The 13,386-nt window shown below is 45.5% G+C and carries 12 protein-coding genes and 1 pseudogene; 6 read left to right on the top strand and 7 right to left on the bottom strand.

What is annotated here, in order from left to right:
* Positions 1-16 precede the first annotated feature (16 nt).
* The 3 genes from ONT19_RS02575 to uvrA are packed head-to-tail and all read left to right on the top strand — an operon-like array spanning position 17 to position 3,776.
* Positions 17-355 (top strand): DUF4491 family protein, encoded by a 339-nt coding sequence (locus tag ONT19_RS02575; RefSeq protein WP_118189898.1) that lies wholly within the window; start codon positions 17-19, stop codon positions 353-355.
* An 18-nt stretch (positions 356-373) separates the two neighbouring features.
* A complete protein-coding gene (gene rlmH, locus ONT19_RS02570; RefSeq protein WP_006846932.1) occupies positions 374-844 on the top strand; it encodes a 23S rRNA (pseudouridine(1915)-N(3))-methyltransferase RlmH in 471 nt (156 codons plus the stop codon).
* Positions 845-878: 34 nt separating this feature from the next.
* Positions 879-3,776, top strand: a complete 2,898-nt coding sequence (uvrA, locus tag ONT19_RS02565; RefSeq protein ID WP_264952361.1) for an excinuclease ABC subunit UvrA — start codon at positions 879-881, stop codon at positions 3,774-3,776.
* Between the two features lie 265 nt (positions 3,777-4,041).
* Here uvrA and ONT19_RS02560 read toward each other — a convergent pair whose 3' ends face one another.
* Entirely contained in the window at positions 4,042-4,179 is a 138-nt protein-coding gene (locus tag ONT19_RS02560) for a hypothetical protein (protein WP_153087059.1), read from the bottom strand.
* A 180-nt stretch (positions 4,180-4,359) separates the two neighbouring features.
* Here ONT19_RS02560 and ONT19_RS02555 point away from each other — a divergent pair, with 180 nt between their 5' ends.
* Both ONT19_RS02555 and ONT19_RS02550 read left to right on the top strand, forming a co-directional pair.
* Positions 4,360-6,405 carry a VapE domain-containing protein gene (locus ONT19_RS02555; protein WP_264952362.1) on the top strand — a complete coding sequence of 682 codons (2,046 nt, stop codon included), beginning with the start codon at positions 4,360-4,362 and terminating at the stop codon, positions 6,403-6,405.
* Between the two features lie 350 nt (positions 6,406-6,755).
* Positions 6,756-6,965 (top strand): DUF4248 domain-containing protein, encoded by a 210-nt coding sequence (locus ONT19_RS02550; protein WP_006846942.1) that lies wholly within the window; start codon positions 6,756-6,758, stop codon positions 6,963-6,965.
* A gap of 297 nt (positions 6,966-7,262) precedes the next feature.
* Here ONT19_RS02550 and ONT19_RS02545 read toward each other — a convergent pair whose 3' ends face one another.
* The 3 genes and pseudogenes from ONT19_RS02545 to ONT19_RS02535 form a co-directional block, all read right to left on the bottom strand.
* Positions 7,263-7,844: an N-acetyltransferase gene (locus tag ONT19_RS02545; protein WP_264952363.1), complete on the bottom strand. Its 582-nt coding sequence runs from the start codon at positions 7,842-7,844 to the stop codon at positions 7,263-7,265.
* Positions 7,845-7,866: 22 nt separating this feature from the next.
* Positions 7,867-8,028: a hypothetical protein gene (locus ONT19_RS02540; RefSeq protein ID WP_171479883.1), complete on the bottom strand. Its 162-nt coding sequence runs from the start codon at positions 8,026-8,028 to the stop codon at positions 7,867-7,869.
* 133 nt (positions 8,029-8,161) lie between these two features.
* Positions 8,162-8,344, bottom strand: a pseudogene (locus tag ONT19_RS02535) (RteC domain-containing protein); the annotation flags it as partial.
* Between the two features lie 401 nt (positions 8,345-8,745).
* Here ONT19_RS02535 and ONT19_RS02530 point away from each other — a divergent pair.
* On the top strand, positions 8,746-9,891 hold the full coding sequence (locus ONT19_RS02530; RefSeq protein ID WP_264952364.1) for a PDDEXK nuclease domain-containing protein: 1,146 nt from the start codon (positions 8,746-8,748) through the stop codon (positions 9,889-9,891).
* 385 nt (positions 9,892-10,276) lie between these two features.
* On the opposite strand, the gene ONT19_RS02525 is transcribed toward ONT19_RS02530, so the two are convergent.
* The 3 genes from ONT19_RS02525 to ONT19_RS02515 are packed head-to-tail and all read right to left on the bottom strand — an operon-like array spanning position 10,277 to position 13,301.
* Positions 10,277-10,444: a hypothetical protein gene (locus ONT19_RS02525; protein ID WP_264952365.1), complete on the bottom strand. Its 168-nt coding sequence runs from the start codon at positions 10,442-10,444 to the stop codon at positions 10,277-10,279.
* A 27-nt stretch (positions 10,445-10,471) separates the two neighbouring features.
* Positions 10,472-13,009 (bottom strand): hypothetical protein, encoded by a 2,538-nt coding sequence (locus tag ONT19_RS02520; protein ID WP_264952366.1) that lies wholly within the window; start codon positions 13,007-13,009, stop codon positions 10,472-10,474.
* 28 nt (positions 13,010-13,037) lie between these two features.
* On the bottom strand, positions 13,038-13,301 hold the full coding sequence (locus ONT19_RS02515; protein ID WP_153093107.1) for a hypothetical protein: 264 nt from the start codon (positions 13,299-13,301) through the stop codon (positions 13,038-13,040).
* Positions 13,302-13,386 lie beyond the last annotated feature (85 nt).

The raw sequence follows: 13,386 nt of genomic DNA, 5'->3' as shown, positions 1-13,386 counted from the left end.
TATAAAACAATAGAATATGGAAGTATATTACACGGGCGTCATCATCGCCGTATCCACCTTTTTAATAATAGGTATCTTTCACCCTATCGTCATGAAGACGGAATATTATACGGGCACCCGCTATTGGTGGGTTTTCCTCGTTGCAGGCATCATCTGCATCGGAGCTGCCTTCCTGGTTGCCAACGTGCTCTTCTCTGCCATACTGGGCGTAGTAGGTGCTTCATGCCTTTGGAGCATCGGTGAACTCTTCGAACAGAGACAACGCTGCGAGAAAGGCTGGTTCCCGAAGAATCCGAAAAGGATAGGAACAGGATATTACAGGGACGAAGCGAAGAGTAAACATGAAAGTGTATAGCAAGAAAACGCCAACGAAATGAAGACAGAACTCATTCTGGTCGGAAAGACCGTAAACAAGCATTTCATTGCGGGCATCAAGGATTATGCTGAACGCATCACCCATTATATGCCTTTCAACATAACAACCATTCCTGAGCTCAAGAACACCAAGAGTCTCAGCGAACAGCAGCAGAAGGAACGGGAAGGAGAACTGATTCTGAAACTCCTCCAGCCTTCGGATACCGTGGTGCTGATGGATGAACATGGACAGGAATTCCGAAGCATCGAATTTGCCAAATGGATAGAGCGCAAGCAGGCCACGGCAAGAAGGCTCGTCTTTGTCATCGGCGGTCCTTACGGCTTTTCACAGTCAGTCTACGACCGCGCCAACGAGAAGATCTCCCTCTCCAAGATGACCTTCTCGCATCAGATGGTGCGCCTTATCTTTACCGAGGCGCTCTATCGCGCATGTACTATTATAAAAGGTGAACCTTACCACCACGAATAAAGGTAAAAGGGTAAAAAAGTAAAAAGGTAAAAAAATGGGGAAAGATAAATATATAGAAATAAAAGGGGCAAGAGCCAACAACCTCAAGAATATCGATGTGAAGATACCTCAAGGCAAGTTTGTTGCCATTACGGGTGTCTCCGGATCGGGAAAATCATCGTTGGCTTTTGATACCTTATATGCTGAGGGCCAGCGCCGCTATGTGGAGTCGCTCTCTTCATACGCTCGCCAGTTTCTGGGACGTATGAGCAAACCGGAATGTGATTTCATCAAGGGATTGCCACCTGCCATCGCCATCGAACAGAAGGTGATTTCGCGCAACCCACGATCTACCGTGGGCACCAACACCGAAATCTACGAATACCTGCGACTGCTCTACGCACGCATCGGAAAAACCTATTCGCCTATCAGCGGACAGGAGGTGAAACGCCATACTACCGAAGATGTACTCGCCTGCACCCGACAGTATTCCCAGGGCACCAGGTTTGTCATCCTCGCCCCTATCCACGTCATCGAAGGGCGCAGTCTGGGCAAACAGCTGGAGATGTACAACCAGGAAGGTTACGCGCGTATATATATAAAAGGTGAATTCGTGCGCATCGAAGACTTCATGGAGCAGGCGGATAAGGAACTGCTGGAATTAAGCGGCGATAAACTGAGAAAGAGAATGCAGCAGAAGGATGAAGAAATCTTCCTGGTCATCGACCGTGCTTCGGTAAGCGATGAGAAGGATGATATCAGCCGACTGATGGATTCTGCCGAAACTGCCTTCTATGAGGGAGATGGAGCCTGCCGCCTCGTCTTCCTGCCAAGCAATATCTGCTACGACTTCTCTACCCGGTTCGAAGCTGACGGCATGCAGTTTGAAGAGCCTACCGACAATATGTTTGCCTTCAATTCTCCTCTCGGAGCCTGCCCTACCTGCGAAGGTTTCGGCAGCATAATAGGCATCGACGAGAAACTCGTCATCCCGAACACTTCGATGAGCGTATATGACGGATGTGTGGTTTGCTGGCGAGGCGAAAAGATGGGTATGTGGCTCAAGGAATTCATCCGCAGAGCTGCAGAATACGACTTCCCTATCTTCAAGCCTTATTTCGAACTGACTCAGCAGCAGAAGGACTGGCTGTGGCACGGTCTGCCTGGCGAAAAGAAACGTAAACAGCAGGAAAGGGTGAGCATCGATGAGTTCTTCAGAATGGTAAAGGAGAACCAGTACAAGATACAATACCGCGTGATGCTGAGTCGATTCCGTGGAAAGACGATTTGTCCTGATTGCCATGGTACCCGACTCAAGAAGGAAGCCAACTATGTGAAGATTGGCGGAAAGAGCATCACCGAACTGGTTGAGATGTCGATTGTGAACCTGAGCGAATGGTTCAGGAAACTGGAACTCTCTGAGCATGAGAAGGAAATCAGCAAGCGTCTGCTCACCGAAATCACCCACCGCCTGCAGTTCCTCCTGGATGTTGGTCTGGGTTATCTTACGCTCAACCGACTCTCCAACACCCTCTCCGGCGGTGAGAGTCAGCGCATCAACCTGACCACCAACCTGGGCTCATCGCTCGTGGGTAGCGTATATATCCTCGACGAACCTAGTATCGGACTCCATAGCCGCGATACCGCCCGACTGATTAAGGTGCTGAAAGAACTGCAGCAACTGGGCAATACGGTGGTTGTGGTAGAACACGACGAAGAGATTATGCGGGCAGCCGACTATCTCATCGATATCGGTCCCGATGCCGGCAGACTGGGCGGAAGAGTGGTCTACGCCGGTCCGTCATCAGAATATTCAACCACCGATAAGGCTGAACAGGAAAAGCTGCTGGCTGAATATCCGGAGAGTTATACCATCAAGTACCTGACCCACAACGAGGAGATAAAGGCGCCAACGAGCCACCGTGCCTGGAACCAGTATATCGAAATCAAGGGAGCCCGGATGAACAATCTGCGCGGCATCGACGTTAAGATACCGCTCAACGTATTCACCTGTGTAACCGGTGTATCAGGCTCAGGCAAGAGTTCGCTCATCAAGGGAATCCTCTATCCTGCCATGCGTCGCCGTCTGGACCTCGTAGCAGATGCACCAGGCGAATATACATCGATGGAAGGCGACTGGAAGAGCATCCATCATGTAGAGTTTGTTGACCAGAACCCTATCGGAAAGAGTACCCGCAGCAACCCTGCCACTTATCTGAAGGCGTACGATGCGATACGTGCCCTCTTTGCCAACCAACCACTGGCTAAGCAGATGGGATTCACGCCCCAGTACTTCTCTTTCAATACCGAAGGCGGAAGATGCGAGGAATGTAAGGGTGCGGGATATGTTACCATCGAGATGCAGTTTATGGCAGACCTCACGCTGACCTGCGAGGCTTGTAAGGGCAAGCGGTTCAAGCACGATATCCTGGAGGTTCGCTATGGCGGAAAAGACGTCAATGATGTGCTGAACATGACGGTAAACGAGGCCATTGAGTTCTTCAGCGATGAAAAGTTGCAGCGCAACGAGGGCGACTTCGACAACTGCCGCATCATCGTAAACCGCCTGAAACCGCTTCAGGATGTGGGTCTGGGTTACATCAAGCTCGGTCAGAACTCAAGTTCGCTTTCGGGTGGTGAGAATCAGCGTGTAAAGCTCGCCTTCTTCATAGGTAAGGAAGAACAGGAGCCTACGCTCTTCATCTTCGACGAGCCTACCACGGGTCTTCACTTCCACGACATCAAGCGCCTGCTCCATGCCTTCTATGCCCTGATAGAAAGGGGCCATTCGCTGGTAGTGATAGAGCACAATCTGGATGTCATCAAGTGTGCCGACTATATCATCGACCTCGGTCCTGAAGGCGGCGATAAAGGCGGTAATCTCGTTGTTGCCGGAACTCCGGAAGAAGTAGCTGCCTGCAAGGCAAGCCTTACCGGAAAGTTCTTGCGTTAAATTGAAGTTTCAGGGCGTATTGGGTAATTCCACCCGCACAGTGTGAAAATACGATATTAGTGGAATCCGACAACCGCCGGATTCCACTTTTTAATTTAAAAAATCCAATTCAAAAGAATTATTTGTAAAAAAAGTAACCATCATCGAAGGCTGCTTCGATAAGGCGTTGCTTCACTCGGGCGTATTCTGCCGAGTCTTCGATAAAGTACCGAAGAGCAGAAACAATCCTCACATAAACACTGAGCCGATAATCGCCCTTACCCTTTTAGATTGCAAAAATGTTTTCCTTATGCATCCCAGCATAATACATCAGATCAGAACCAGATACATGATGGTTCTTCATCACTTCACTCAGAACAACACCGAAACGGCTGTTGTCTGCATTAAATTTTTCAATTTTCATCTTAAAAAATTTTAAATTATTGAATATATTTATTTACAAGTTCCCACTACGGGAACTCTTTTTTATTTTCTTTTTAGTATCTTTGCATCGTGTAAAACAGATTCAACAATCTGCTTACCTATAAGGAAACGAATAACCGATACATATATTGTATAAACAATATAATATTTTTAGGAGATTATGAACATAACAACATTCAGCAACATGGCCAGCAAGATTCCTTCACCTGGCCAGTTGGAAGGCCTGGTAACCTTCATGAAGGAAGATGAGAAACTCAGGTTTTTCACCGAGTCTTACCGGAAAACGGGGAATAAGTCGTACAAGCACGATGCACCCCTCTCCGCCGTAGCCTGCATCTTCGAAGGCGGAAAAGGCAAGGACAACATCCGGAGTCTCACACATCTGTCACTGGTTGACTTCGACCACATCACAGAAAAACCGGATGACGGCACCCTGCGCTCGCTCAAAGAGAGAATCTGCCACGATGCCCACACCCTGCTCTGCTACGTTACCATGAGCGGCAACGGACTGCGCGTCATCTACCGCTATGAAGGCGAGGATTATCCCGCCGCCTTCGCCATGGGAAACGACTACTACGCGCATCTCATCGGCAAGGAAAGCGATCCGCTCTGCAAGAACATCACAAGGCTCAGCGGACTCGCCTACGACCCCGAAGTCTATTTCAATCCCGAAGCCACAGCCTTCAGCGCCGAGGAAATCAGCCATTTCCATTCCGCTACGCTCAAGACCGCCCAGAAGAAAAAGAAACAGGAACGCATCGCCGACTACTATGAGCAGATCGTCAAACCCAAGCTGGAAAACGAAAAGATCAGGTACGAACCCGGCAACCATAATCAGTATGTGATGCGGGTGGGCTACATGATGGCCAAGAAACGGTACGACAGGAAAGAAGCCACCCAGTGGGCTATCAGGCAGTTTCCCGAATACGACGACGTAGAACAGGTGTTCAAATCGTGCTACGACAACACCACTCACCCACAGAAGGCGAGGGCTGAAACCGGAAAGATTCCCTATGCCACCGTAGATGAAATCAAAGACTTCCTCGACGGACATATCAAACTCCGCTTCAACCTCATCACCCTGCGCTACGAGTATCTGAAGGGGAAATGGCGAATCCTCCAGGACCGCGATCTGAATACGCAATGGAGTAACATGTCGCTAACCGCAAGGGTGAGCAAGAGCGACATGATCAATGTCATCGAGAGCGACTATACTCCGCCCTACAATCCCTTCACCGATTATCTGGAGAATCTCCCACCCTGGCAGGAAGGCGACAAGGACTATATAGCCGAACTCGCTGCCACGGTAAAGATGAAGGGCACCCCCGTGATGCCCTTCTGTGAAGCCCTCAGGAAATGGCTCGTGGCGATGATAGCAGGATGGATAGACGAAGGTGCCGTCAACAATGTCATCCTGGTGTTCATCGGCAGACAGGGCGCCTACAAGACCACCTGGTTCAACTATCTCCTGCCGCCGGAACTGAAGCAATACTTCTATACGAAGGCGAATGCCAGGCGCATGACGAAGGATGATATCATCGCACTTTCGCAGTATGCACTCATCTGTTATGAAGAGCTCGACACGATGAGTCCATCGGAACTGAACCAGCTGAAGGCTGTGGTAACGATGCAGTATACCAACGAAAGGGCGGCATACGGCCATTATGCCGAGCAGCGCAAGCATATCAACACCTTCTGCGGCACGGGCAACAATCCCGAGTTTTTGAGCGACCCTACCGGTAACCGTCGCTGGCTGCCTTACGAGATAGAGAGCATCCTCTCGCCCCGTGAGCATCCGTTCAATTACGAAGGTATCTACGCCCAGGCTTACGCCCTCTACAAGAGTGATTTCCGCTATTGGTTCACCGATGAGGAGATAGAAAAGCAGAACCGGCACAACCGCGCTTTTGAGGCGCCCAGACTGGAACAGGAACTTGTGGATCTCTACTTCCGAAAGCCAACGGAGGCGGAGACAGGGGAGTTCGTGTCCATAGCCAGAGCGATGCAGATCATCAGTTGCAACATATCCCAGAAGCTGAGCAGCACCAAGTTGGGCAGAGCTTTCAATGATCTCGGATTCGAAAAGATGCGCACCACCCACAACCGTGGTTACAGGGCGATTATACGTACTGCCGAGGAAATCAAGGCATACCAGGTATCCCTCTGCATCAACTCGCCGCAATCCGATGATGATGCCCCGTTCTAGCCGTTCCCAAGCCATCGGCTCCCCTGGTCAGATTATGACACTATGACACTTATGACACTAGTTTTTCAACTTTTCGCCTCGCACGCGGGCAGGCAGGAACTTTCGGCCTGATTTTTCCTGCCTGCCCGCGCGAGAGCAAATCTTCAGAATTCACTGTCATAAGTGTCATGTGTCATAGCAAAGCCGGTTACTTCCGAATCGGAAACCAAAGACTTACGATGAAAAAGTCAGAGACTTACGATACAAAAGTCAGAGACTTACGATGTAAAAGTCAGTTACTTACGATGCAAAAGTCAGTAGCTTATGAACCGCAACTCATTCATTAACCCTCATAAAAATCAAACAAAACTATGGATTTAAGAAGTTATACCAAGCAAGAGCTAGCTCTCCTGTATTTTCCCGATGCTACTCCAGCAGTAGCCAGTGCTCACCTGATGCGATGGATCCAGCGCATCCCCGACCTTCTCCAGAAGCTCGCCGCCACCGGTTACGGCAAGAACTGCAAGGAGTTCACCCCGATGCAAGTCTCCTACATCCTCTACTTCCTCGGTGAGCCCTAACCCTGTTCCGCCTCATCTGAAAATGAAGCAACTAATTGTTGCTCAAATATTTGGAATTATCGTTCAGAAAGATTATCTTTGTGAACGATAATAATAAAGCATAACATGATGGAATATAATAACGAAGAAGCTAAGATACTTCTACCTGAAGACATCATGCAATAGGAAAAAGGGTCTATACACCCTCTTGTCGAGGTGTATAGACCCTTGGAACTATAGCACTTCTTAGCTTATCAAGAGTATATTGATTGCAGCCGATTGCTTTAATTTCCTTTAAATTAGGGCATCTTTTATTTGTTATTTTGTGCGAAGATAAATCAAATCAAAGTACATCAGTCGTGTCTTCATCGGCTCTATCGGAGTTATTGGCTCTAGACCTTTGTTATGCAAAAAGGTCCATTCTTCCTCATCTGACGAAAACAAGAACTTGAAACCATTTCGTTGATAATATTCAAACACTTTCGAATGGTTGACGGCATCAACAATGACATATCGGCATCCTGTTTTATTCAATGGGTCTATAAACCATGATTTGATGAAATCCAACAATTCATCTCCCACATGATGCCCACTGAACAAATCGCTTACTGCCAACTGTCCAACCAACACTGCTGGATACTGCGGTCTTCGCTTGGCATTCGGAATCTTTCTATTAAGCTTATTCCGAAGGTTTGAAGGAAGTGAATCTACTTTTACACTCGAATTAGCAACTGTAAATGCGCAGACTATTTCAGATGTATCTGGTTTAACAAAACAATATGATTTTCCAAGCAACTGATAGGCATAGTCAGCATAGTCTTGGGTGAAGAACTCTGTTATGTCCTCATCCTTACAAGTGAAGCCTTTGCATTGCTGCAAGACTTCCTCTGTCAGTTCCATAAAATCACATTGCTCTAACATTTTAAATGTACAGTTTTGAACGTTTTAATATAGCACGTGCCTTGGCTACTTGCTTGGAGAAGTCAATGGAGCCACGCTTTTCCAATGCCTCATCAGCTGCTTCAACGAAACGAGCTGCTGCCTCACCATGAAGGACAGGTATTGTTTTAATTTCTATTGCCATAATCTTCTTGTTTTTAATGTTATGTACTTATTTAATTTGCAAAATTATGCTTTTATTTTCACTTTACCAAACTTTTTGTTAACTTTCTGTTGAATTTCTACGAAAAAAATCCAAATACCAACTTCATGCCATTTTAACGTCTCATTCTTTTCAATTCACCATCCTTTCGCATTTTGTCGTTCAACTTCTCCTGCATTCTGTCTAGGAAGTAAGTACGGCTATGGTTTTTGCTTCCTCTGATGTCGGTATAGAAACGATAGCAGCCCTTGGCTTTGATGCCATGAAGCTCCTGTACCTCCTGGATGACAGGTACCAGAAAGGAATGGAAGAAGGTATGGAAAAAGGCAGAGCTGAAGGCATGGAAGAAGGCATGTCCCAGCGAAGCCTTGAAATTGCCAGGAAGATGTGCTGGCAAAGGGTATGGCAAGAACTGCAAGGAGTTCACCCCGATGCAAGTCTCCTACATCCTCTACTTCCTCGGTGAACCCTAACCCAGTTCCGCCTCATCTGAAAATGAGCCAACAAAAGGAGAACAAGGATATTAACAGCATTCTTGCAAAGACTTCAAAAAAACATTTTCGCGAAAAAAAACGGTTATTCTTGTAGGTTTCACAAAATAATCGTATATTTGCAGAAAAATAAATGAATGGCGTATGAGACAGATAGAAGAAAGCATTTTTTTATTTGTATCTAAAGCTATTGTAAAGGAACAAAAATATGAACAAACCGATAAACATTTTAGATAAAGATTATTTGAAATGGGTCAAGGAACTCTGTAAGCGTTATCGCCAGAGCCAGATAAAGGCTGCGGTAAAGGTGAATACAGAAATGCTCAAGTTCTATTGGAGTTTGGGCAGAGATATTGTTGCCTTAAAAGCAGAGACACGTTGGGGCAGTAAGTTCTTCAAAAATCTTAGTAGAGATTTGAAAGAAGCAAATCCTTTGGCAACTTGCTTTTCACCGAAGAATCTTCTTTATATGAAGAATTTCTATTGCATGTATCTACCATACACAGAAATTGGTCAGCAAGTTGCTGACCAATTGGAAAGGGATGCCAATTTGCCTCAACTTGGAATAAAAAATAACACCACGAAAATTGGTCAGCAAGTTGCTGACCAAGTGGAAAAAGATATTTTCTCAACTCCTTGGGGGCATCACATGCTGTTGATTGACAAATTCCTAACAGAGCCACAGAAGGCTTTGTTCTATATACACCAAACAGTAGTAAACGGCTGGAGCAGGAATGTCCTTCACAATTACATAGACTCGTCTCTGTATGAGCGACAAGGGAAAGCTTTGAGCAATTTTACCCGCACATTACCTGAGGTCGGCAGCGATTTGGCACAAGAAATCACAAGAGACCCATACAACTTTGCTTTCACTGGAATCACCAAACCATATAATGAGCGCATTCTTAAAGATGCTTTGCTCAACAATATCACCAAATTCCTAACAGAACTTGGTACAGGTTTTGCCTACGTAGGCAAGGAATATCGCTTGCAGATTGGAGAGAAAGAGAACTTTATCGACTTGCTCTTTTATAATTTGAACTTGTCATGCTACATAGTTCTGGAAGTCAAGATAGGTTCATTCACCTTTGCTGATGTCGGGCAACTTGGTGGTTATGTAGTAGCTTGTAACCACCTTCTTCGCAAAGAGGGGCGTGACAATCCTACTATAGGTTTACTTATTTGCAAGGAGAAAGACCGTATCCAGGCACAATATGCCCTGGAATCAAGCAGCCAACCCATAGCTATTTCTGAGTACGATCTAGAAAAATTCTATCCTGAAAAATTGGAAGGAACTATGCCGACGATAGAGGAATGGGAAGCTAAGTTGGGGGGTAGCATTGAACACGAATAATATAGAATTATTCAAGTTTTGCAAGTTTAGCCCCACACGCCCTGGGCTAGGAGCTTCTGCCCCTTGCAAATACTACTTAATGATTCCGATTAATAATTAAATAACAATAACAGGCAACTAATTGTTGCTCAAATATTTGGAATTATCGTTCAGAAAGATTATCTTTGTGAACGATAATAATAAAGCATAACATGATGGAATATAATAACGAAGAAGCTAAGATACTTCTACCTGAAGACATCATACAATAGGAAAAAGGGGCTATATGCTTATCCAAAAGATAGCATATAGCCCAAGCGTTTTTGATTGAGAACTACGATTAATATAACTTTACCAGACTCTAGTGTCTCCCATATGGATTGGGAATTCTTTACTATTTCATTTTCTACTCAGGGTTTCTACAATAGTCATCACCTTTGTGAAATGGAATCTGGTCATACAAATCTCCTGAGGCTTCCTCTGGACGTGCATAATTAGAAGATGCAGACAAGATGCTGGCAGCCTCTATCTGATAGCTGCGCATCTCTGGTTTCATATAATTTTTCTTTGTCATACTTATCAATTTATTAATGGGTTCATTTTACTTTACATACTTCTTACCATCCTTGATGTAGATACCACTCGTAGGCTCTACGCTAAGCTTGCGTCCCTGCAAGTCGTAGATGCCTTGACGAGAAGATGATACATCCTCCGTGTCGGTCTTGACATAGATGCCATCAATGCCTGTGGTCTCATCACCACCAATTACGTGGATGGCGATACGGCTCAACTGGACAGATGGATTCAGCTCGCTACCTGTTCTGTCACTGGCGTAGAGATACCATCTCTGTGGATTAAGCTTCGTATCACTTCCTGCCTTCCACAGTGCACCTTCGTTAATTACAAAGTCACTTGTAGTATCAAAGCCTGTCTTTGCATTGAGAGTACCCAAGAACTGATAGTAGCGGGTAACGCTAGCACAATCGATTTTCTTATCAGCAGCAGCGGCAAACGATGTTGCTGAGAAATGTATTGTCTTAGCTTCAGCTGTTGCAGGAGCCTGTTTCATGCGAATGAGGCAAGGGGTAAGGGCTGGTATGGTGGCTCCATTTGTCACTGGCTTTACCTCCAACACAGTATTAAAGCTGCCATCCTTCTGCTCAAACTCATGGAAGTTGTTGATGGTTGCCATCTCATACTCATCAGACAACTGACTGCAGTCAATAGAGAATGGCACATAAACCGCTTGCCACTTATTATGGCTAAATGAGCGGTTATATTCCAAATCCGTCACAGTAAACTCAGCCTTATTATCGTATGCCGTAGCATCATTCAATGTGAATTTATCAACAGTGAATGCAGTTGCGTCACCATTAGGCTGAGCCGCTACGCTGGCATCACTTGTGGCAAAATATTCGTTATGCCCACAGTTTCTGGTACATCCCTTCTGATAGATGTGCTTACTGTCATTGAAGGTTACTTCACCTGACATGTTATGTCCAAGGGCTGGCAATGTCTGTGTATAGGCATTGCTAAAAACAGCCTTGTTATTGAAGGCATAAGAAGTCTTATAGTACTTATGACCATCTTCTGTACAAGTAGCCGCTTCATCGTTATGCTCTGCATCATGCTCCACAGTCATTTGCGGTGTTTCGGTCTTTCCACATACCTTGCAAGTATAAATTACAGCCACCGAAGGTACTTGTGTCTTATCCTCAGCTTCCGTCCAAGTATATTCACCAGCCTCATAGCTCAAGTCATGGTTACCATTCGCCTCGTCTTCAGCCTCAGCGTTGTAAGCTACAGAATGCTGATTGGCAACCGTATTACTAAAGAAACGATCTTTTTCACCATGATGATAAGCTTCATAGACTGTATTCTCCCCAGTTGAAGTCAAGACAGGATATGCATCGCCATTCTCACCCAACTTCTGATACCATGCCAAGGTGCTTCCTTCGGTAGGAGCAGATGTGGAACCATTCAGCAGCCATGCCACCTCGCCGCTCTTTATCTGCTGCTTGGTGAAAGCCTTGACCACGTCAGCTTCTTCCTTTCCGTCGTCGAAAGTCAGACTTCCTTCACCAACTATTTTGATGTTATCAGAAGAGTTGTTCAGCAATGCTTCCTTGTTGTAAGCTACAATGCCCTTTGCGGTTAGTGTACCACCCTCTACATAACCTATAATGATTCCTGAATTGCCGTTTGTCTTCGTCACATCTCCATAACTGAACACATTCTGGATACTGGTATTTTGCATCATTATTCCTGCTATGCCACCGGCATAGCACCCTGTAATCTTGCCATAGTTGGCACAATCTTCGATACTTGTTCCATAAGCAAGACCTATGATTCCACTAACATAATAGCTATTAGCATTGTTTTCAACGGTTCCATAATTGGTGCAGCGCTTGATGTTTATTTTAGAGCTATTACCTGCAATTCCGCCAACATAATCCGTGCCATTGACGCTGGAGTGATTTTCGCAGTTTTCGAGATTTATTTCGGCATTTCCAACAATACCGCCAGTATTATCTTGTCCTATTACAGTACAATTGTTTGTGGTTTTAATACCCTTTATATGTGATGGAGAATCCCCGTATGCATATCCTGCCAAGATACCGGTGCAATCTGTCTTCTTATTTGTTGTGCTCACATTCTCCACCTTGGCATTGTCAAAGATAAGGTCTTGGATAGTCGCACCATCAGTAGTAAAGCCGAAAAATCCCACATTTTTTTGTGCTGTCTTGATATAGAGGTTGGAGATGGTGTGTCCCTGACCGTCCATATTTCCCTCCCAACGATTAGAGTAATTGCCTATCGGAATCCAGCTCAAGAGTTCCTTTCCGTCTTCTGCCGCATGACAGTAGTTCTTTAGGTCGATATCCGCAGTCAGCATGGCAGATGCTGAAGGGTGAGTAGTTCCAGCTGCTTTGCCATCGTCCACGATAGTTCCGTTCACATAGTCGCGGAACCAGGCAAGTTCGGCAGCTGTGGATATCAGAAAAGGTTTGTTTACTGTGCCATTACCACTGGCAGGCCGCTTCGTTGTTTGTGCCCATGCCCCCCCATAAGGCATGAGGATAGCCATCACGAGCAGCAGCATCGTGAATAGCCTGTTTCTTTGTTTTTTGTTATTCATATCTGTAAATTATTATTATTATACTTTCTTACATATTTTCTCTCATTGCCATCAGATATACAGTAAATCCCAGGATGATGACGAAAGTCTGTCCGAGAAACAGATAGATATAGAATCTTTCTCTCTTGATGAAATCACAGAAGCTGTAGCGAGCCTTGTAGTTTTCATCAAGATATATCCTGTAGTCTTGAACCATGGCATAGCCCATGACTATGGCGAACAACAGAAGACACAATGCCACTATAAAAATAGCCTGTTCCTCTTTCATGAAAGTTTCTATTATATTTTCCATGGTGCAAAGATAGTGTTTTTCTTCGGAAAAAGGTGTCTACTTCCCCCACTTAGGTGTCTACTTCCTACAAAATAGGTGTCTACTT

It is taken from the genome of Segatella copri, assembly GCF_026015625.1.
GTDB lineage: Bacteria > Bacteroidota > Bacteroidia > Bacteroidales > Bacteroidaceae > Prevotella > Prevotella copri_H.
The sequence above is the reverse complement of the archived record's forward strand: the minus strand, read 5'-3'. Positions and strand labels throughout refer to the sequence as shown.

Excerpts from the sequence above, each read along its gene's own strand:
- ONT19_RS02575 (WP_118189898.1), top strand. The coding sequence starts at position 17 with ATGGAAGTATATTACACGGGCGTCATCATCGCCGTATCCACCTTTTTA.
- rlmH (WP_006846932.1), top strand. The coding sequence starts at position 374 with ATGAAGACAGAACTCATTCTGGTCGGAAAGACCGTAAACAAGCATTTC.
- uvrA (WP_264952361.1), top strand. The coding sequence starts at position 879 with ATGGGGAAAGATAAATATATAGAAATAAAAGGGGCAAGAGCCAACAAC.
- ONT19_RS02560 (WP_153087059.1), bottom strand. The coding sequence starts at position 4,179 with ATGAAAATTGAAAAATTTAATGCAGACAACAGCCGTTTCGGTGTTGTT.
- ONT19_RS02555 (WP_264952362.1), top strand. The coding sequence starts at position 4,360 with ATGAACATAACAACATTCAGCAACATGGCCAGCAAGATTCCTTCACCT.
- ONT19_RS02550 (WP_006846942.1), top strand. The coding sequence starts at position 6,756 with ATGGATTTAAGAAGTTATACCAAGCAAGAGCTAGCTCTCCTGTATTTT.
- ONT19_RS02545 (WP_264952363.1), bottom strand. The coding sequence starts at position 7,844 with ATGGAACTGACAGAGGAAGTCTTGCAGCAATGCAAAGGCTTCACTTGT.
- ONT19_RS02540 (WP_171479883.1), bottom strand. The coding sequence starts at position 8,028 with ATGGCAATAGAAATTAAAACAATACCTGTCCTTCATGGTGAGGCAGCA.
- ONT19_RS02530 (WP_264952364.1), top strand. The coding sequence starts at position 8,746 with ATGAACAAACCGATAAACATTTTAGATAAAGATTATTTGAAATGGGTC.
- ONT19_RS02525 (WP_264952365.1), bottom strand. The coding sequence starts at position 10,444 with ATGACAAAGAAAAATTATATGAAACCAGAGATGCGCAGCTATCAGATA.
- ONT19_RS02520 (WP_264952366.1), bottom strand. The coding sequence starts at position 13,009 with ATGAATAACAAAAAACAAAGAAACAGGCTATTCACGATGCTGCTGCTC.
- ONT19_RS02515 (WP_153093107.1), bottom strand. The coding sequence starts at position 13,301 with ATGGAAAATATAATAGAAACTTTCATGAAAGAGGAACAGGCTATTTTT.